The organism is Streptomyces sp. NPDC096205, assembly GCF_044763135.1.
Lineage (GTDB): Bacteria > Actinomycetota > Actinomycetes > Streptomycetales > Streptomycetaceae > Streptomyces.
The window spans coordinates 47180-64493 of the sequence record NZ_JBIWFS010000012.1 but is presented as its reverse complement, the minus strand read 5'-3'; the positions used below and the strand labels follow the sequence as shown (position 1 = coordinate 64493).

Here is a 17314-nt window from a genome sequence, read left to right as displayed (position 1 = left end):
CTGCTCCCAGAGACGACCGTTTGTGAATCTTTGACCGGGAACAGTCGTTCATGAACCGAACAGCCCGCAAAGAACGTATGAGCAATGCCTAGTCACTCTTACAGGCGGAAATGATCCTTTGGTCCGTTCGTGGGGTTATTCACAGGAGTGGGAGCCAACTCACAGCCCTAGTCGAACTGGTCGCCGAGCGCCATCACCGTCACCCCGGCGATCAGCAGCCACAGCGCCCGCCGGGTGCGGCCCCGGGAGCCGATGAGCGCGGCGGTCGCGCAGACCGCGGCGCCAAGGGCGTAGGCGGCGGGGACCAGCGCGGGGACGGTGCCGCCGGTCGCTCGCAGGGCGGCCGCCGCGCCGCCGGCGAGGGTCAGCAGGGCGCCGGTTCCGGTCGCGGTCCAGCGCGCCCGCCGCGCCTCCTGGGCGGGGTGCTCATCGGCCGTCTCGATTGTCGCCGCCGTCTCGGTTGGCTCCACCGTCTCGGTTATCGGCGCCGTCTCGGCTGTCGCCACCGTCTTGGTTGTCGCCGTCGTCTCGGCTGTCGCCACCGTCTTGGTTGTCGCCGTCGTCTCGGCTGTCGCCACCGTCTCGGAATCAGCACGTCCGTTCATGGCGCGGGAGCGTAGCGCCTGGCCGCCGCGGGCATGCCACAGGCCCTGGGAAACGGGTCCCCAGGGCCTGTACGCGATGACGTTGCCGCCCTCGCCGGCGGCCTCAGCCCTCGCTGACGCCGAGCTTCTCCAGGATCAGCTCCTTGACGCGGGCCGCGTCGGCCTGGCCGCGGGTGGCCTTCATGACCGCGCCGACCAGGGCGCCGGCCGCGGCCACCTTGCCGCCGCGGATCTTGTCCGCGATGGCCGGGTTGCCCGCGATGGCCTCCTCGACGGCGGTGGTCAGGGCGCCCTCGTCGGAGACGACCTTCAGACCGCGCTTGTCGACGACCTCGTCCGGGGTGCCCTCGCCCGCGAGGACACCCTCGATGACCTGACGGGCCAGCTTGTCGTTCAGGTCGCCCTTCGCGACGAGCTCGGTGACGCGGGCCACCTGCGCCGGGGCGATCGCCAGCTCGTCGAGCGCCTTACCGGATTCGTTGGCGCTGCGGGCCAGCTCACCCATCCACCACTTACGGGCGGAGGCGGCGTCGGCACCGGCCTCGATCGTCGCGACGATCAGGTCCAGCGCACCGGCGTTCAGGATCGACTGCATGTCGGTGGCGGAGATGCCCCACTCGGCGAGCAGCCGGGTGCGGCGGGCCAGCGGCATCTCCGGGAGGGCCGCGCGGATCTCCTCGACCCACTCACGGGACGGGGCGACCGGGACGAGGTCGGGCTCCGGGAAGTACCGGTAGTCCTCGGCCTCCTCCTTGACCCGGCCCGAGGTGGTGGAGCCGGTGTCCTCGTGGAAGTGGCGGGTCTCCTGGATGATCGTGCCGCCGGACGAGAGCACGGCCGCGTGGCGCATGATCTCGAACCGCGCCGCACGCTCCACCGAGCGCAGGGAGTTGACGTTCTTCGTCTCCGAGCGCGTGCCGAACTTCTCGGTGCCGTTCGGACGCAGCGACAGGTTCACGTCGCAGCGCATCTGGCCCATCTCCATCCGGGCCTCGGACACGCCTAGCGCGCGGATGACCTCGCGCAGCTCACGGACGTACGCCCGCGCGACCTCCGGCGCACGCTCCCCCGCACCCTCGATCGGCTTGGTGACGATCTCGATGAGGGGGATGCCCGCGCGGTTGTAGTCGAGGAGGGAGTGCGAGGCGCCGTGGATACGGCCCGTCGCGCCGCCGACGTGGGTCGACTTGCCGGTGTCCTCCTCCATGTGGGCGCGCTCGATCTCCACGCGGAAGGTCTCGCCGTCCTCCAGCTGTACGTCGAGGTAGCCGTTGAAGGCGATCGGCTCGTCGTACTGGGAGGTCTGGAAGTTCTTCGGCATGTCCGGATAGAAGTAGTTCTTCCGGGCGAAGCGGCACCACTCGGCGATCTCGCAGTTCAGCGCGAGGCCGATCTTGATCGCGGACTCGACGCCGGTCGCGTTGACGACCGGGAGCGCGCCGGGCAGGCCGAGGCAGACCGGGCAGGTCTGGGTGTTGGCGTCCTGGCCGAGGGCGGTCGAACAGCCGCAGAACATCTTGGTCTTGGTGCCGAGTTCGACATGGACCTCGAGGCCCATGACGGGGTCGTACGACGCGAGTGCGTCCTCGTACGACACCAGGTCGGTCGTGGTGGTCACGGTGAAACTTCCCTCTCAGCCCAGCAGGACGTCGTCGTCGCCCAGCCGCTTCAGCTCGCGGTAGAGGATGGCGAGGCCGGTGACGATCGCGGCGGCGGACACGGCGGCATCGACCAGACGGAGCGTGTCGCTCTCGGAGCGGGCGAGCTTCGCCTGCTTCGCGACGCTGAACGCACCGAACGCGGTGGTGGCCATGGACAGGTACAGGCCGTTCTTGGACTTCTTGAAGCCCTTGGCCTTCGACAGCTTGCTCACAGCGACGGAGCCTCCTCCAGCAGCGGGTGGCCCCACTTTTCCACGAAGGCGGCCTCGACGGCGGCGCCGACCTTGTACAGACGCTCGTCCTTCAGCGCCGGCGCGATGATCTGCAGACCGACCGGGAGGTTGTCCTCCGGGGCGAGACCGCAGGGCAGCGACATGGCGGCGTTGCCGGCGAGGTTCGTCGGGATGGTGCACAGGTCCGCGAGGTACATCGCCATCGGGTCGTCGGCGCGCTCGCCGATCGGGAAGGCGGTCGTCGGCGTGGTCGGCGAGACGATGACGTCGACCTGCTCGAAGGCCTTCTCGAAGTCGCGCGTGATGAGCGTGCGGACCTTCTGGGCGCTGCCGTAGTACGCGTCGTAGTAGCCGGAGCTGAGCGCGTACGTGCCGAGCATGATGCGGCGCTTGACCTCGGGGCCGAAGCCCGCCTCACGGGTGAGGGAGGTGACCTCCTCGGCGGAGTGCGTGCCGTCGTCGCCGGTCCGCAGGCCGTAGCGCAGGCCGTCGAAGCGGGCGAGGTTGGAGGAGCACTCGGAGGGCGCGATCAGGTAGTACGCCGACAGGGCGAGGTCGAAGGACGGGCAGTCCAGCTCGACGATCTCGGCGCCCAGCTCCTTGAGCAGCTCGACCGACTCGTCGAACCGCTGGATGACGCCGGCCTGGTAGCCCTCGCCGCGGAACTGCTTGACCACGCCCACGCGCATGCCCTGCACGCTGCCGTTGCGCGCGGCCTCGACGACCGGCGGGACCGGGGCGTCGATGGAGGTCGAGTCGAGCGGGTCGTGCCCGGCGATGACCTCGTGCAGCAGGGCCGCGTCCAGGACCGTGCGGGCGCAGGGGCCGCCCTGGTCGAGGGAGGAGGAGAAGGCGACCATGCCGTAGCGGGAGACCGCGCCGTAGGTCGGCTTCACGCCGACGGTGCCGGTGACGGCGGCCGGCTGGCGGATGGAGCCGCCGGTGTCGGTGCCGATGGCGAGCGGGGCCTCGAAGGAGGCGAGCGCGGCGGAGGAACCGCCGCCGGAACCGCCGGGGATGCGGGTGAGGTCCCAGGGGTTGCCGGTCGGGCCGTAGGCGCTGTTCTCGGTGGAGGACCCCATGGCGAACTCGTCCATGTTGGTCTTGCCGAGGATGACGACGTCGGCGGCCTTCAGCTTCTTGGTGAGAGTCGCGTCGTACGGCGGGATCCAGCCCTCGAGGATCTTGGAGCCGACGGTCGTCGGGATGCCCTCGGTGGTGAAGATGTCCTTCAGCGCGAGCGGGACGCCGGCCAGCGGGCCGAGCTTCTCGCCGCGGGCACGCTTCTCATCGACGGCGCGGGCCTGCGCGAGCGCACCCTCGCGGTCGACGTGCAGGAAGGCGTGCACCTTCTCGTCGACGGCGTCGATCCGGGCCAGGTGGGCCTCGGTGACCTCGACGGCCGTGAGCTCGCCGGAGGCGATCTTCTCGGCGATCTCGGCGGCGGTGAGCTTGATGATGTCCGTCATGGCTTCTTAGTCCTCCCCCAGGATCTGCGGCACCTTGAAACGCTGCTGCTCCTGGGCCGGGGCGCCGGAGAGCGCCTGCTCGGGGGTGAGCGACGGACGCACCTCGTCCTGACGCATGACGTTCGTCAGCGGCAGCGGGTGCGAGGTCGGCGGTACGTCTTGGTCGGCGACCTCGCTGACGCGGGCGACCGCGCCGATGATGTCGTCCAGCTGGCCGGCGAAGTGATCAAGCTCTTCGGGCTTCAGCTCCAGACGCGCCAGCCGGGCGAGGTGGGCGACCTCCTCGCGCGTGATGCCAGGCATGCAGCGATCCTCTGGGGTGAGTGTGTGTGGTTTGGGGCCAATCCTAGGGGGCGGGGGCCTGTACCCGTTAAACGGTTTACCTAAGGCGGGGCCTCCTCACCGGCGGCCTTCCCAGGCGGGGCTGCGCAGGAAGTGGTTGTCGTACAGCTCCTGGACCTCCAGCAGGCTCTCCGGGCCGACCTCGCCGAGGCGTATGCGCTGCAGGTGGCGGAAGTAGTCGAAGCGCTCCACGCCGGGTGTGATGACGATGAGCAGGTCGGCGGTACTGCCGGGGGCGGCGGCGAAGGCGTGCGGCCGGCCCGGCGGGACGATCACCAGGTCACCGCGCTCGGCGGTGACCACGTCGTCCCCGGACAGCAGCTCGGCCTCGCCGTCCAGCAGGAAGAACATCTCCGCGGAATTGCGGTGCAGATGCGGCTTGGCGCCGTCGGCGCCCTCTCCCAGCGTGACCCGCACGGTGGACAGCGCTCCACCGGACGCACTGCTGTCGGCCAGCAGCTTCACGGCGAACGGGCCCTCGCCGAGCGTCTCGGCGTCGGCGTCCCGGACCAGCACGGTCTCGTCGAACTCGGGCACGAAGAGCGACATGTGACTTCCCCCTTGATGCGTGTGGTGGCTCAGACCCCTGATGCGTGTGGTGGCTCAGACCGCGAACAGCAGTCCGGCACTGATGATCACAACGACCGCGGTGGCGAAATGAATCCCGTAGGCGACCGCCTTCGTGCCGCCGTGACGCAGCACTATCAGCGTGTCGAACAGCGGGATGATCGCGACGCAGAGCATGAACCAGGCCTCGGCCCGCGCCCCGGCGAACGCGAGCAGCGCCAGGCCCAACACTCCGAAGGTCGCGTCCCGCAGGCCCTTGATCGCGAGGTAGGCGGACGCGTCGCCGCCGGGGTCGGCGGGGACGCCGTAGCCGACGGCGGACGGGCGGGGCTGCAGCAGGAAGCGCAGGCCGATGAAGAGCACGAACAGGTCGAGTACGGCGGCGAGGGTGTACGCGGTGACGGTCATGCGAGCTCCTTGCTAGCAGCGCTAGGGACGAGAGCGAAGCTAGCACAAGCGGCGGCAGCATTGCTAGCGCTGCTAGAATTCCTGGCATGTCGATCCAGAAGCGCCGGGAGCGCGAACGAGCGGAGCGGGAGCGGCTGATCGTGTCGGCCGCCCGGGAACTGGCCGAGGCCGAGGGCTGGGACGCGGTCACCACGCGCCGGCTGGCGGCCGAGATCGAGTACAGCCAGCCCGTCCTGTACAGCCACTTCAAGGGCAAGGACGCGATCATGGCCGCGGTGGCCGTGGAGGGGTTCGCGGAGCTGGCCCTGCAACTGCGGTCGGCCCGCGTCAGGGCCGAGGGCGCGAGGGCCGCGCTGGCGGCTGTGGGCGCCGCCTACACGGCCTTCGCCCGGCGGCAGCCCGCGCTGTACGACGCGATGTTCACGCACCGGGTGGACCTGGCGTTCGCCACGCCCGAGGCACCGGCCGCCCTGCGGGAGGGTTTCGGCGAGCTGCTGCTGGCCGTGGGACCGATCGCGGCCGGCCGCGAGGACCCGCGCCTGCTCACCGAGACCTTCTGGGCGGGCCTGCACGGCCTGGTGACCCTGATGCGCAGCGGCCGGCTCCCCGAGGAGGCCCACGACCAGCGGCTCGCCCTGCTGATCAGCCACTTCACGGCGGCAGCCGGCTAGGGCCTGTCTTCCGGATCAGGTCGACCGAAAGGGACTGCGCTCCTCGGCCGAGTCGAGCGGGGGCGATGGGGGTCCCCCCGCGAGCGAGACTCGGGGCCTGCCGTTCGGATCAGGCCGGCTGCGAGGGGCTTCCGCGTCTCGGCCGGGCCGGGCGAGGTCTGCTGCGCGCGGCTGCAAGGCCGAACGGCACGCCCTGGCTGCCGTCCCGCGCGGTCACTCCGCCGCGGGAAGCGCCGCCTTCGGCCGCTGCCAGCCGCGGGCGCCACGGGCGCGCAGCCAGGCCGTGGTCTCCTCGGGCGGCATCGCGGCGGCGACGAGCCAGCCCTGTACGGCGTCGCAGCCCAGGTCGCGCAGGCGTTCCCAGGTCTCGTCGTCCTCGACGCCCTCGGCGACGACGAGGAGGCCGAGGGAATGGGCGAGGTCGACGGTGCAGCGGACGATCTCGGCGTCCTCGTTGTCGACGGCGAGGCGGGCCACGAAGGACCGGTCGATCTTGAGCTCGCTGACCGGCAGGCGGCGCAGGTGGACGAGGGAGGAGTAGCCGGTGCCGAAGTCGTCCAGGGACATCTTCACGCCGTGGCCGGTGAGCCCGGCGAGGGTGTCGGCGGCGCGCTGCGGGTCCTCCAGGAGGACATGCTCGGTGATCTCCAGCTGGAGCGACCCGGCCGGGACGCCGTGCCGGGCCAGGCGGGCGGCGACGGAGCCGGCGAAGCCGGGGGTGTGCACGTCGCGCGGGGAGACGTTGACCGCGACGGGCACGAACAGGCCCTGGGAGCGCCACTTGGCGACCTGGCCGAGGGCGGTCTCCAGGACGTACTCGGTGAGGTGCGGCATGAGCCCGGAGGACTCGGCGATCGCTATGAACTCGTCCGGCGGCACCTTGCCCCGCTCCGGGTGCACCCAGCGGACCAGGGCCTCCAGGCCCGCCACCTGGCCGTCGAAGCGGACCTTGGGCTGGTAGTGCAGCTGCACCTCGTGCGCGTCCAGCGCCCGGCGCAGGTCGGCCAGGAGTCCGAGGCGGTCGGGGGTGTTGGAGTCGCGCTTGGACTCGTACACCTCGACGCCGGTGCGGTCCCGCTTGGCCTGGTACATCGCCACGTCGGCGCGGCGGAGCATGCCCTCCGCGTCCAGGGCGTGGTCGGGGAAGACGGCGACTCCGGCGCTGGCCTCCAGGACGAGCGTGAGCCCGTCGAGGTCGAGCGGGGAGCTGAGGGCGGCGACGATGCCGCGGGCGATACGGGTCGCGGACGTGGTGGAGTCGGCGACCGGCAGTAACACGGCGAACTCGTCGCCGCCGAGCCGCGCCACCTCCGCGCCGCGCGGCAGGGCGAGGCGCAGCCGGTCGGCGGTCTGCAGCAGCAGCCGGTCACCGGCGAGATGGCCGAGTGTGTCATTGACCGATCGGAAACGGTCGAGGTCGATCAGCATCAGGGCGGCCCGGGCGCCGATGCGCTCGGCGTCGTCCAGGGCGGTCCAGATGCGCTCCAGGAGCCACTGCCGGTTGGGCAGCCCGGTCAGCGGGTCGCGCAGTTGCTCCTCGGCGCGGGCGCGGGCTATCCACAGGGTGGAGTCGAGGGCGACGAGCGGAATCGCGAACAGCGGCAGCAGGATCGGCTCGGCCATGGCGACGACGCACACCAGCGGGGCTATGCCGAGCAGTGCGACCGCCACCAGGCCCTGTCTGACCAGGGCGGTACGGGCGACGGTGGGCAGTCCGCCGGAGCGGGGCGCGTGCAGGTACCACAACAGGGCGCGGGTGACGACGAGGTACGCGACGGCGGCCATCACCACCTGGGGGGCGGTGTAGAAGGTCCAGGTGTCCGGGTACCAGGGGTGCTCCACGGACGGCACCCGGCCGAAGCCGGCCAGCACCAGGGCGCCCGCGCCGATGCCGAGGATGTCCACCCCGCCGTGCAGCACGCCCTGCCGCCAGCGGTGGCGCCGGGCTATGCCGACCAGCACGACGACGGTGAGGCTGACCATCCCGGCCGGCACCCAGCCGTACAGCAGCAGCACGGCGAGGGTGAGGGCGGCGCCCGAGCCGGTGCCGCCCCACCAGCGGGCGCGGCCCAGCATGACCAGATGGCCGACGATCAGGCCGGTCAGCACGGCCAGCGACCAGCCGGCCGTGCCGGACGGGAAGAGGGCGTGGCCGCCGGTGAAGGCCCGGTAGAACCCGGCGCCCAGGGTGAACCCGGCGGCCGCGACGACCGCGGTGGGCAGCGGGGGCCAGGAGGCGTGCCGTTCGGCCTCGGCGCCGGGCAGTCCGTGGACCTGCCCGGCCGTGAGCCGGGCGGTGCCGAGGGGCACGGTGCCGAGGCGGCCCGTGCCCGTACGGTCGGTGGCGTGCTCGCGTGCGTCGGCGCTGCGGGGGGCTCCCCAGCCCTCGCGCCACACGCCGGCCAGTCGCCGCAGCCATGAGTGCGGGGCGGCGCTCTCGGTCGGTTCCATTCCCGTCCCTCTCACAGCCGGCGGTGCCCACGCCACGCGGCCCGATGCCCGACATCCTTCAACGGCACCGCGTCGGAAATCCCTTTCCCTCTGCCCTCCAGGAGCAGAGCGATGCCCCGACCGCAGCGGGGCACGGCAGGCGCATATCTCAACAGTAGGCCGCTGAAGGCTTCCTCGGGCAGCGGTCGCCGACGGTTGCCCGAATGCGCCCTGGCCACCCGTATGCATCTGATATGCGCCGATCGGGTGGCCTTCAACCGCTACTCCTCGGTCGGAAGTGCGACTTCTGCGGCTGCTTCCGGCCCTTCTTCGAGCAGGACGTCGAAACCGTCCTCGTTCAGGACGGGAACCTTCAGCTGCATCGCCTTGTCGTACTTCGATCCGGGGCTGTCACCCACAACGACGAACGAGGTCTTCTTCGACACCGAACCGGTCACCTTCGCGCCCCGGCTCTGCAGGGCGTCCTTGGCCGCGTCCCGGGTGAAGCGCTCCAGGGTGCCGGTGACGACGACGGTGAGGCCCTCCAGCGGGCGCGGGCCCTCGTCCTCGCCGGAACCTTCCTCCTCCAGCCGGACGCCGGCGGCCTTCCACTTGCGCAGGATCTCCTGGTGCCAGTCCTCGGCGAACCACTCCTTGAGGGCCTTGGCGACGATCCCGCCCACGCCGTCGACCGCGGTGAGCTCCGCCTCGTCGGCCTGCTGGATGCGGTCGATCGAGCGGAACTCGCGCGCGAGCGCCTCCGCGGCGACCGGGCCGACGTGCCGGATGGACAGTCCGGTCAGCAGCCGGGCCAGCGGGCGTTCCTTGGCGGCCGCGATGTTCTCCAGCATCGCAAGCGCGTTCTTCTTCGCCTCGCCCTGCTGGTTGGCGAAGACCGTGGCGATCTTCTCCTCGCCGGTCTTCGGGTCCCGCTTGGGCAGCCCGCTGTCCTGGTCCAGGACGTACGCCTTGATGGGCAGCAGCTGCTCCACCGTCAGGTCGAACAGGTCGCCCTCGTCCTTCAGCGGCGGGTCGGACGGCTCCAGGGGCTTGGTGAGCGCGGCCGCGGCCACATAGCCGAAGTGCTCGATGTCCAGCGCCCTGCGGCCCGCGAGGTAGAACAGGCGCTCGCGCAGCTGGGCCGGGCAGGTGCGGGCGTTCGGGCAACGCAGGTCGACGTCACCCTCCTTCATCGGCCTGAGCGGGGTGCCGCACTCGGGACACTCCGCCGGCATCACGAACTCCCGCTCGGTGCCGTCCCGCAGGTCCACCACCGGGCCGAGGATCTCCGGGATGACGTCACCGGCCTTGCGCAGCACCACGGTGTCGCCGATCAGCACCCCCTTGGCCTTGACCACGTCCTGGTTGTGCAGCGTCGCGAACTCGACCTCCGAGCCCGCCACCGTCACCGGCTCGACCTGCGCGTACGGCGTGACCCGGCCCGTACGGCCCACGCCCACGCGGATGTTGATCAGCTTGGTGTTGACCTCCTCCGGCGCGTACTTGTACGCGATCGCCCAGCGCGGGGCGCGTGCCGTGGAGCCCAGGCGGCCCTGGAGGCGGATCTCGTCGAGCTTGACGACCACGCCGTCGATCTCGTGCTCCACGGAGTGGCGGTTCTCGCCGTAGTAGGCGATGAACTGCCGTACGCCGTCGAGGTCGCCGACCACCTTGTTGTGCGTGGAGGTGGGCAGGCCCCAGGACTTGAGCAGGTCATAGGCCTCGGAGAGGCGGGTCATGCCGTCGTAGCCCTCGAGGGCGCCGATGCCGTGGACGACCATGTGCAGCGGGCGGGAGGCGGTGACGCGCGGGTCCTTCTGGCGCAGTGAACCGGCCGCCGCGTTGCGCGGGTTGGCGAAGGGCTTGTCGCCGGCCTCCACCAGACGGGCATTGAGCTCTTCGAACTTCTCCATCGGGAAGTAGACCTCGCCGCGGATCTCCACCAGGTCCGGGACGCTGTCGCCCTTCAGGCGGTCGGGGATCTCGGCGATCGTACGGACGTTGGGCGTGATGTCCTCGCCGGTGCGGCCGTCGCCACGGGTGGCCGCGCGGGTGAGGCGGCCGTGCTCGTACGTGAGGTTGACGGCGAGGCCGTCGACCTTCAGCTCGCACAGGAAGTGGTACGCGGAGGTGCCGACGTCCTTGTGGACGCGCTCGGCCCAGGCGGCCAGCTCCAGGTCGTCGAAGGCGTTGTCCAGCGACAGCATGCGCTGGGCGTGCTGGACAGCCGAGAACTCCGTTTCATAGGCGCCCGCGACCTTCTGCGTGGGCGAGTCCGGCGTCCGCAGCTCCGGGTACTCCTCCTCCAGCGCCTCCAGGGAGCGCAGGAGCTTGTCGAAGTCCGCGTCGCTGATGACGGGAGCGTCCTTCACGTAGTACCGGAAGCGGTGCTCCTCGATCTGCTCAGCGAGCTTCGCGTGCTGCTCCCGCGCTTGTGCGGGCACCGTCGTCTCCGCTTGCTTGTCGCCGGCCACCGTGTCGTCCTCCCGTTACTCAGGGTTGTCCGCGAGTGATCTCGCCGCCCGGGCGCAGTGGGCGAGGGCCCGGCGGGCGTACTCGGGGGACGCGCCCGCGAGTCCGCATGCCGGGGTGACCGTGACCGCCTCCGGGAGAAGACCCGGTTGCAGCCCCAGCCTGCGCCACAGCGTCCTGACACCCATGACGCTACCGGCAGGGTCTGACAATGGGCCGTCCGTCCCCGGTACGACACCGGTGAAGAGCCGGGTGCCCGCCTCCACGGCCTCCCCGATCGCGTCGTCGTCACGCTCGGTGAGGAGCGAGAAGTCGAAGGAGATCCCGGCCGCGCCCGCCCGGCGCAGCAGGGCGAACGGGACGTCCGGCGCGCACGAGTGGACCACGGTGCGGCCCTCCTCGTGCACCCCGATCACGTCCCGGAGCGTGGGCTCGACGACCTGCCGGTCGACGGCGCGGTGGGTGCGGTAGCCACTGGCGGTCCTCACCTGCCCGCGCAGTACGGAGGTCAGGGACGGCTCGTCGAGCTGGAGGACGAGCTGGGCGCCGGGGATGCGGCGCCGCACCTCGGCGAGGTGCTGGCGCAGGCCCTCGGTGAGGGAGGCGGCGAGGTCGCGGCAGGCACCGGGGTCGGACAGCGCGGCCTCGCCGTTGCGCAGCTCCAGGCTCGCGGCGAGGGTCCACGGACCGACCGCCTGCACCTTCAGCGGGCCCTGATAGTCCTGGGTGAACTCCTCCAGCGCGTCCAGGTCCTCCCCCAGCCAGGAGCGGGCCCGCTTGGTGTCCCGGCCGGGCCGGTCCCCGATGCGCCAGCCGCTGGGCTCCACGCGCGCGTAGAGCTCGACGAGCATCCCCGCGGTCCGCCCGATCATGTCCGCGCCCGGACCGCGCGCGGGCAGCTCGGCGAGATACGGGAAGTCCTCGAAGGACCCGGTGACGGTCTTGGCGGCCTCCCGGGCGTCACCACCGGGCATGGAGCCGATGCCGGTGGCGGGGGCGAAGCTGAAGTGTTGGTTCACGCCAGGAAGCCTACGTAGTGGTCCAGGGGGTAAGCCCCCTGGGCGTGAGCAGCAGGCCGTCAGCGGCCCGGCCGTACCGTCAGGTCGTTGATCTCCGCGTCCCTCGGCAGGTCGATCGCCGTCAGGATCGTCGTCGCGACGGACTCGGGGTCGATCCACTTGGAGGCGTCGTACTCCTTGCCCTCCTGCTGGTGGACCTTGGCCTGCATGGGGCTGGCGGTGCGGCCGGGATAGACGGAGGTGACGCGGACGCCGTTCGCGTGCTCCTCGTGGCGCAGGGAGTCGGCGAGGGCCTTCAGGCCGTGCTTGGAGGCGGCGTAGGCGGACCAGTCGGCGTGGGCGTTCAGGCCCGCGCCTGAGTTGACGAAGACCACGTGCCCGCGCGTGGCGCGCAGTTGGGGCAGGAAGTGGCGGGTCAGCTCGGCCGGGGAGATCAGGTTGACGTTGAGCTGGTGGCGCCAGGCCTTCGGGGTCAGGTCACCGACCGGGCCGAGGTCGACGACGCCGGCGATGTGCAGCAGGGTGTCGACCTGGTCCGGCAGCGTCTGGTGGGAGAAGGCCCAGCTGAGCTTGTCGGGGTCGGCCAGGTCGCCGACGAGGGTCCTGGCGCCGGGGAACTCGGCCGCCAGCTCCTTGGCGCGGCCCGCGTCGCGCGCGTGGAGCACGAGTTCGTCCCCGCGCGCGTGCAGACGGCGGGCGACGGCCGCGCCGATGCCGGAGCCGGCCCCGGTGATCACATGTGTAGCCATGCCCGCCATGCTCGCACTACCGCACGCCCTGGCTCTCCTCGAGGTAGGCCAGCGCGCCCACCGGCTCCTCGGCGAAGAACACCAGGTCGGTGAGCGGCCGGGGCAGGAAGCCCTCGGTGTCCATGCGGCGGAACTGCTCCTTGAGGCCGTCGTAGAAGCCGGCGGTGTTGAGCAGCACGACCGGCTTGTCGGTGTGGCCGTGCTTCTTCAGCTCCAGGATCTCGGTCGCCTCGTCGAGCGTGCCGGTGCCACCCACCATGATCACCACGGCGTCGGCCTTCTCCAGGAGCAGCTTCTTGCGCTCGGCGAGGTCGCGGGCGATCACCATCTCGTCGGCGCCCGCGCGGGCCTTCGCGGACAGGAAGCCCACCGAGACGCCGACCAGCCGGCCGCCCGCCTCCTGCACACCGTCCGCCACGACCTTCATCAGGCCGACGTCCGAACCGCCCCACACGAGCGTGTGCCCGCCCTTGCCCATCAGCTCGGCGAACTCACGGGCGGGGCGGGTGTAGCGGTCGTCGAGGTCGGCGGCGGAGAGGAAGACGCAGATGTTCATGCAGAACACCGTACGGGGCCCGCTCGGCCGCCCGGCCGGGGCGCCTCGTTACCGGACGTCCACGTAGTCGCCGGTGGTCGCCTTGGCGCCCGTGACGGAGTTGCCGGCGTAGTACCAGCGCCACGTGCCGTCCTTGGCGGCGGTGACGGTGGTCTTCAGGGCGCCCGTGGTGGAGGTCGTGACCGTCTTGACGTAGGTCCACGCCGTCGTGCCCGCCGCCTTGAACTGCAGGACGGCCTTCTGCCCGCCGTAGACGTCGTAGCGGTGCGTGTTCCAGTTGGCGCGCTTGAGCGTGCCCTTGATCGTGATCGGCTTGCCCTTGGTGACCGGCTCGGGGCCCGCGTCGGCGCCCTCGATGACGGAGGCGCGCTTGAGGCGGGTGGTGTAGGAGAGCAGGTCGTCGTCGTAGCCGCCGCCGACCTTGATCCCGAGGCCGGCGGTCTTCCAGACGGTGGCGTCGCTGTTGACGAGCTTCCGGCCGCCGGGGAGCATGTCGGGGTCGACCTGGAGCGACTCGTCGCAGTCGTAGAAGGTGTAGCCGCCCGCGCTGGACTGGCTGCAATTCCACCGGATCGTTCCGATGGCCAGGTGATACGAGTTCTGGCCGTAGGTGCCTCTGTACGCCGACACCTGCCAGCTGTCCAGCCTGACCTTGGTCTTCAGCGTGTAGGTCATCGGCACCTCGATCTCGGCGCCGGTACCGAGGACGATCGGCTTGCCCTTGTTGATCACCACGTCCGAGAACGTGATGTCGCTGTCGGCCGCGTGCGCGCCGGGCGCCATGAGCAATGTGCTGGCGAGCGCCGTACCGGCGGCCGTGAGCACGGTCGCCGCGCGCGAGAGTCTGCGCTGCTTCCGCAGTGTCATGTCCCACCCCTGTTGTATGCCTGTGAGCACCGGGCGGACGATCTTCCGCCCGGTGCAGGCACTCTAGGTCAGGAGTGCGGCAGTGCTGCCACGCGCGTGGTCGAGGCGATCGTCGCCGAGCCCACCACGCGCGTGCCGTCGTACAGGACGATCGCCTGGCCGGGGGCGACGCCGCGCACGGGCTCTCGGAACGTCACCTGCAACGAGCCGTCCACCAGTTCCGCGGTGACCTCGGTCTCGCCGCCGTGGGCGCGCAGCTGGGCGGTGTAGGTGCCGGGGCCGGTGGGGGCGGCGCCGCACCAGCGGGGCTTGATGGCGCGCAGCTCGCTGACGTCCAGGGACTCGGCCGGGCCGACCGTCACCGTGTTGTTCACCGGGGAGATGTCGAGGACGTAGCGCGGCTTGCCGTCGGCGGCCGGGGTGCCGATGCGCAGGCCCTTGCGCTGGCCGATGGTGAAGCCGTAGGCGCCCTCGTGGGTGCCGAGCCTGGTGCCGGACTCGTCGACGATGTCGCCCTCCGCCTTGCCGAGCCGCTTCGCCAGGAACCCCTGGGTGTCGCCGTCGGCGATGAAGCAGATGTCGTGCGAGTCGGGCTTCTTCGCCACGGCCAGGCCCCGGCGCTCGGCCTCCGCGCGGATCTCTTCCTTCGTCGTCAGCGTGTCGCCGAGCGGGAACATCGCGTGGGCGAGCTGCTGGTCGTCCAGGACACCGAGGACGTACGACTGGTCCTTGGCCATGTCGGAGGCGCGGTGCAGCTCGCGGGTGCCGTCCTCGCCGACGATCACCTTGGCGTAGTGACCGGTGCAGACCGCGTCGAAGCCGAGCGCGAGCGCCTTGTCCAGCAGCGCCGCGAACTTGATCTTCTCGTTGCAGCGCAGGCACGGGTTGGGCGTACGGCCGGCCTCGTACTCGGCGATGAAGTCCTCGACGACGTCCTCGCGGAAGCGGTCGGCGAGGTCCCAGACGTAGAACGGGATGCCGATGACGTCCGCGGCGCGGCGGGCGTCGCGGGAGTCCTCGATGGTGCAGCAGCCGCGGGCGCCCGTGCGGAAGGACTGCGGGTTCGCGGAGAGTGCGAGGTGGACGCCGGTCACGTCGTGGCCCGCCTCGGCCGCGCGGGCGGCGGCGACGGCGGAGTCGACGCCTCCGGACATGGCGGCGAGGACGCGGAGGGGACGGGAGCGCTGCGGGGTGTCAGTCATAACCCTTCCAGGGTACGGGGACGTGGGAACCGCAGCCGCCGAGTATGCGTTGGGGATCACATGGAGCGGACTACGGGCGACACGGACCGGCAGATCAGGCGGCGCGCGCTGATCGCCGGCGGCATGGCGGCCGCGGCCGGCGTCGCGGTGCTCGCCCGCGACGAGCTGCGCAGACTGTGGTGGCGGGCGCCGGGCGTGGAGAAGCCGCGCGTGGAGGGCGCGGTCGACTTCGAGGGTGCCCGCTGGACGGCGGCGTCCGACGCCAACTTCCGCTGGGCGGACCGGCCCGACGACTACGGCATCGACCTGGTGGTCATCCATGTCACCCAGGGCAGCTTCGCGAGCGCGGTGCAGGTGTTCCAGGACCCGGGGCACAAAGCGGCGGCGCACTACATCGTCGGCCAGGACGGCCGGATCACCCAGATGATCCGCGAGCTGGACGTGGCGTACCACGCGGGGAACCGGGAGTACAACGAGCGCAGTGTGGGCATCGAGCACGCCGGATTCGTGGACCGCCCGCAGGACTTCACGGACGCGATGTACGCGGCCTCGGCGCGTCTGACGGCCCGGATATGCGCGCGCTACGACATCCCCGTCGACCGCGAGCACATCATCGGCCATGTGGAGGTGCCGGGCACGGACCACACCGACCCGGGGCCGCACTGGGACTGGGACCGCTATCTGAAGCTCGTACGACGGGCTCGTACGGCACCGGCGACGACACCGGCCCCGTCATCGTCCCCGACACCGGCCCGGGCGTAGCGGCTCAGCTCAGCCCCGGCACCGGCTCCCGCCCAGCTCAGCCCTGTCACCGGCCCCCGCCCAGCGACTCAGCTCAGCCCCGCCGCACGCGCCCGCTCCACCGCCGGCCCGATGGCCTTGGCGACGGCCTCGACGTCGGCCTCGGTGGAGGTGTGGCCGAGGGAGAAGCGCAGGGTGCCGCGGGCCAGGTCCGGGTCGGTTCCGGTGGCGAGCAGCACATGGCTGGGCTGGGCGACTCCGGCGGTGCAGGCGGAGCCGGTGGAGCACTCGATGCCCTGCGCGTCGAGCAGCAGGAGCAGCGAGTCGCCCTCGCAGCCGGGGAAGGTGAAGTGGGCGTTGGCGGGCAGGCGGCCCTCGGGCGCCGGGTCGCCGCCGAGGATCGCGTCGGGCACGGCCGCGCGGACCGCGGTCACCAGCTCGTCGCGCAGGGCGCCGATCTCGCGGGCGAACCACTCGCGCTGCTCGGCGGCGAGGCGTCCGGCCACGGCGAAGGAGGCGATGGCGGGCACGTCGAGGGTGCCGGAGCGCACATGCCGCTCCTGGCCGCCGCCGTGCAGCACAGGCACGGGGGTGTACTCCCGGCCGAGGAGCAGCGCGCCGATGCCGTACGGCCCGCCGATCTTGTGGCCGGAGACGGTCATGGCGGCGAGTCCCGAGGCGGCGAAGTCGACCGGAATCTGACCGAAGGCCTGGACCGCGTCGGCGTGCAGCGGAACCCCGAACTCGCCCGCCGCGTCGGCCAGTTCACGGACCGGCAGGACGGTGCCGATCTCGTTGTTGGCCCACATGACGGTGGCGAGGGCGACGTCGTCGGGGTTGCGGGCGATGGCCTCGCGCAGGGCGTCGGGGTGGACGCGGCCGTAGCTGTCGACGGGGAGGTACTCGACGGTGGCGCCCTCGTGTTCGCCGAGCCAGTGCACGGCGTCGAGCACGGCGTGGTGCTCGACGGGGCTGGCGAGGACCCGGGTGCGGGCCGGGTCGGCGTCACGGCGGGCCCAGTACAGGCCCTTCACCGCGAGGTTGTCGGCCTCGGTGCCGCCCGAGGTGAAGACGACCTCGCTGGGGCGGGCGCCGAGCGCCTCGCCGAGGGCTTCGCGGGCTTCCTCGACCGTACGGCGAGCCCGGCGGCCCGACGCGTGGAGGGACGAGGCGTTTCCGGTGACGCCCAGGTGGGCGGTCAGGGCCTCTGCCGCCTCCGGAAGCATCGGGGTCGTCGCGGCGTGGTCGAGGTATGCCATGGTGACGCCGATTCTACGGGGCGTTCATGGCGGGGCCGCGTGCGGTGCCCGCGGAGCGAGGCC

The 17314-nt window shown here is 71.5% G+C and carries 17 protein-coding genes; 2 read left to right on the top strand and 15 right to left on the bottom strand.

Translation table 11 applies throughout. The features are described 5' to 3' along the window. Window positions 1–167: 167 nt before the first annotated feature. The 7 genes from ACIQ6Y_RS35995 to ACIQ6Y_RS35965 form a co-directional block, all read right to left on the bottom strand. The gene (locus ACIQ6Y_RS35995) at window positions 168–605 is read right to left on the bottom strand and encodes a hypothetical protein (protein WP_404046129.1); all 438 of its coding nucleotides are present in this window, start codon (window positions 603–605) and stop codon (window positions 168–170) included. A gap of 103 nt (window positions 606–708) precedes the next feature. Then, the gene (gatB, locus tag ACIQ6Y_RS35990; protein WP_404046126.1) at window positions 709–2223 is read right to left on the bottom strand and encodes an Asp-tRNA(Asn)/Glu-tRNA(Gln) amidotransferase subunit GatB; all 1515 of its coding nucleotides are present in this window, start codon (window positions 2221–2223) and stop codon (window positions 709–711) included. A 15-nt stretch (window positions 2224–2238) separates the two neighbouring features. Then, window positions 2239–2478, bottom strand: a complete 240-nt coding sequence (locus ACIQ6Y_RS35985) for a hypothetical protein (RefSeq protein ID WP_404046124.1) — start codon at window positions 2476–2478, stop codon at window positions 2239–2241. Next, on the bottom strand, window positions 2475–3968 hold the full coding sequence (gatA, locus tag ACIQ6Y_RS35980) for an Asp-tRNA(Asn)/Glu-tRNA(Gln) amidotransferase subunit GatA (protein ID WP_404046122.1): 1494 nt from the start codon (window positions 3966–3968) through the stop codon (window positions 2475–2477). Before gatA ends, ACIQ6Y_RS35985 begins: the two co-directional genes overlap by 4 nt. Before the next feature lie 6 nt (window positions 3969–3974). After that, a complete protein-coding gene (gatC, locus tag ACIQ6Y_RS35975) occupies window positions 3975–4271 on the bottom strand; it encodes an Asp-tRNA(Asn)/Glu-tRNA(Gln) amidotransferase subunit GatC (protein ID WP_351335407.1) in 297 nt (98 codons plus the stop codon). A 96-nt stretch (window positions 4272–4367) separates the two neighbouring features. Then, window positions 4368–4859 carry a cupin domain-containing protein gene (locus ACIQ6Y_RS35970; protein ID WP_404046119.1) on the bottom strand — a complete coding sequence of 164 codons (492 nt, stop codon included), beginning with the start codon at window positions 4857–4859 and terminating at the stop codon, window positions 4368–4370. Between the two features lie 54 nt (window positions 4860–4913). Continuing rightward, a complete protein-coding gene (locus ACIQ6Y_RS35965) occupies window positions 4914–5285 on the bottom strand; it encodes a DUF4267 domain-containing protein (RefSeq protein ID WP_404046116.1) in 372 nt (123 codons plus the stop codon). An 86-nt stretch (window positions 5286–5371) separates the two neighbouring features. On the opposite strand from ACIQ6Y_RS35965, the gene ACIQ6Y_RS35960 reads away from it, so the two are divergent. After that, entirely contained in the window at window positions 5372–5956 is a 585-nt protein-coding gene (locus ACIQ6Y_RS35960) for a TetR/AcrR family transcriptional regulator (protein WP_404046114.1), read from the top strand. A gap of 213 nt (window positions 5957–6169) precedes the next feature. Here ACIQ6Y_RS35960 and ACIQ6Y_RS35955 read toward each other — a convergent pair whose 3' ends face one another. From ACIQ6Y_RS35955 to mnmA, 7 genes are all read right to left on the bottom strand, one after another. Continuing rightward, window positions 6170–8407 (bottom strand): putative bifunctional diguanylate cyclase/phosphodiesterase, encoded by a 2238-nt coding sequence (locus ACIQ6Y_RS35955; RefSeq protein WP_404046112.1) that lies wholly within the window; start codon window positions 8405–8407, stop codon window positions 6170–6172. Between the two features lie 260 nt (window positions 8408–8667). Then, a complete protein-coding gene (gene ligA, locus ACIQ6Y_RS35950) occupies window positions 8668–10860 on the bottom strand; it encodes an NAD-dependent DNA ligase LigA (protein ID WP_404046108.1) in 2193 nt (730 codons plus the stop codon). A 15-nt stretch (window positions 10861–10875) separates the two neighbouring features. Continuing rightward, a complete protein-coding gene (locus ACIQ6Y_RS35945) occupies window positions 10876–11877 on the bottom strand; it encodes a methionine synthase (RefSeq protein ID WP_404046105.1) in 1002 nt (333 codons plus the stop codon). 59 nt (window positions 11878–11936) lie between these two features. Then, complete coding sequence (locus tag ACIQ6Y_RS35940) at window positions 11937–12635, bottom strand: SDR family oxidoreductase (protein WP_404046102.1); 699 nt, start codon at window positions 12633–12635, stop codon at window positions 11937–11939. 7 nt (window positions 12636–12642) lie between these two features. Further along, window positions 12643–13182, bottom strand: a complete 540-nt coding sequence (locus ACIQ6Y_RS35935; protein ID WP_404046099.1) for a TIGR00730 family Rossman fold protein — start codon at window positions 13180–13182, stop codon at window positions 12643–12645. A gap of 48 nt (window positions 13183–13230) precedes the next feature. After that, complete coding sequence (locus ACIQ6Y_RS35930; protein ID WP_404046098.1) at window positions 13231–14049, bottom strand: hypothetical protein; 819 nt, start codon at window positions 14047–14049, stop codon at window positions 13231–13233. 68 nt (window positions 14050–14117) lie between these two features. Next, window positions 14118–15251: a tRNA 2-thiouridine(34) synthase MnmA gene (mnmA, locus tag ACIQ6Y_RS35925; protein WP_404046095.1), complete on the bottom strand. Its 1134-nt coding sequence runs from the start codon at window positions 15249–15251 to the stop codon at window positions 14118–14120. 60 nt (window positions 15252–15311) lie between these two features. On the opposite strand from mnmA, the gene ACIQ6Y_RS35920 reads away from it, so the two are divergent. Further along, window positions 15312–16013: an N-acetylmuramoyl-L-alanine amidase gene (locus ACIQ6Y_RS35920; protein WP_404046092.1), complete on the top strand. Its 702-nt coding sequence runs from the start codon at window positions 15312–15314 to the stop codon at window positions 16011–16013. A gap of 68 nt (window positions 16014–16081) precedes the next feature. Here the strand turns inward: ACIQ6Y_RS35920 and ACIQ6Y_RS35915 are convergent, their stop codons facing one another. Continuing rightward, window positions 16082–17251, bottom strand: a complete 1170-nt coding sequence (locus ACIQ6Y_RS35915; RefSeq protein ID WP_404046090.1) for a cysteine desulfurase family protein — start codon at window positions 17249–17251, stop codon at window positions 16082–16084. Window positions 17252–17314 lie beyond the last annotated feature (63 nt).

Bases quoted from the DNA above. Each gene is read 5' to 3' on its own strand.
- ACIQ6Y_RS35960 (WP_404046114.1), top strand. From the start codon at position 5,372: ATGTCGATCCAGAAGCGCCGGGAGCGCGAACGAGCGGAGCGGGAGCGG.
- ACIQ6Y_RS35965 (WP_404046116.1), bottom strand. From the start codon at position 5,285: ATGACCGTCACCGCGTACACCCTCGCCGCCGTACTCGACCTGTTCGTG.
- ACIQ6Y_RS35920 (WP_404046092.1), top strand. From the start codon at position 15,312: ATGGAGCGGACTACGGGCGACACGGACCGGCAGATCAGGCGGCGCGCG.
- ACIQ6Y_RS35935 (WP_404046099.1), bottom strand. From the start codon at position 13,182: ATGAACATCTGCGTCTTCCTCTCCGCCGCCGACCTCGACGACCGCTAC.
- gatA (WP_404046122.1), bottom strand. From the start codon at position 3,968: ATGACGGACATCATCAAGCTCACCGCCGCCGAGATCGCCGAGAAGATC.
- ACIQ6Y_RS35930 (WP_404046098.1), bottom strand. From the start codon at position 14,049: ATGACACTGCGGAAGCAGCGCAGACTCTCGCGCGCGGCGACCGTGCTC.
- ACIQ6Y_RS35995 (WP_404046129.1), bottom strand. From the start codon at position 605: ATGAACGGACGTGCTGATTCCGAGACGGTGGCGACAGCCGAGACGACG.
- ACIQ6Y_RS35955 (WP_404046112.1), bottom strand. From the start codon at position 8,407: ATGGAACCGACCGAGAGCGCCGCCCCGCACTCATGGCTGCGGCGACTG.
- gatC (WP_351335407.1), bottom strand. From the start codon at position 4,271: ATGCCTGGCATCACGCGCGAGGAGGTCGCCCACCTCGCCCGGCTGGCG.
- ACIQ6Y_RS35915 (WP_404046090.1), bottom strand. From the start codon at position 17,251: ATGGCATACCTCGACCACGCCGCGACGACCCCGATGCTTCCGGAGGCG.
- ACIQ6Y_RS35970 (WP_404046119.1), bottom strand. From the start codon at position 4,859: ATGTCGCTCTTCGTGCCCGAGTTCGACGAGACCGTGCTGGTCCGGGAC.
- mnmA (WP_404046095.1), bottom strand. From the start codon at position 15,251: ATGACTGACACCCCGCAGCGCTCCCGTCCCCTCCGCGTCCTCGCCGCC.
- ACIQ6Y_RS35940 (WP_404046102.1), bottom strand. From the start codon at position 12,635: ATGGCGGGCATGGCTACACATGTGATCACCGGGGCCGGCTCCGGCATC.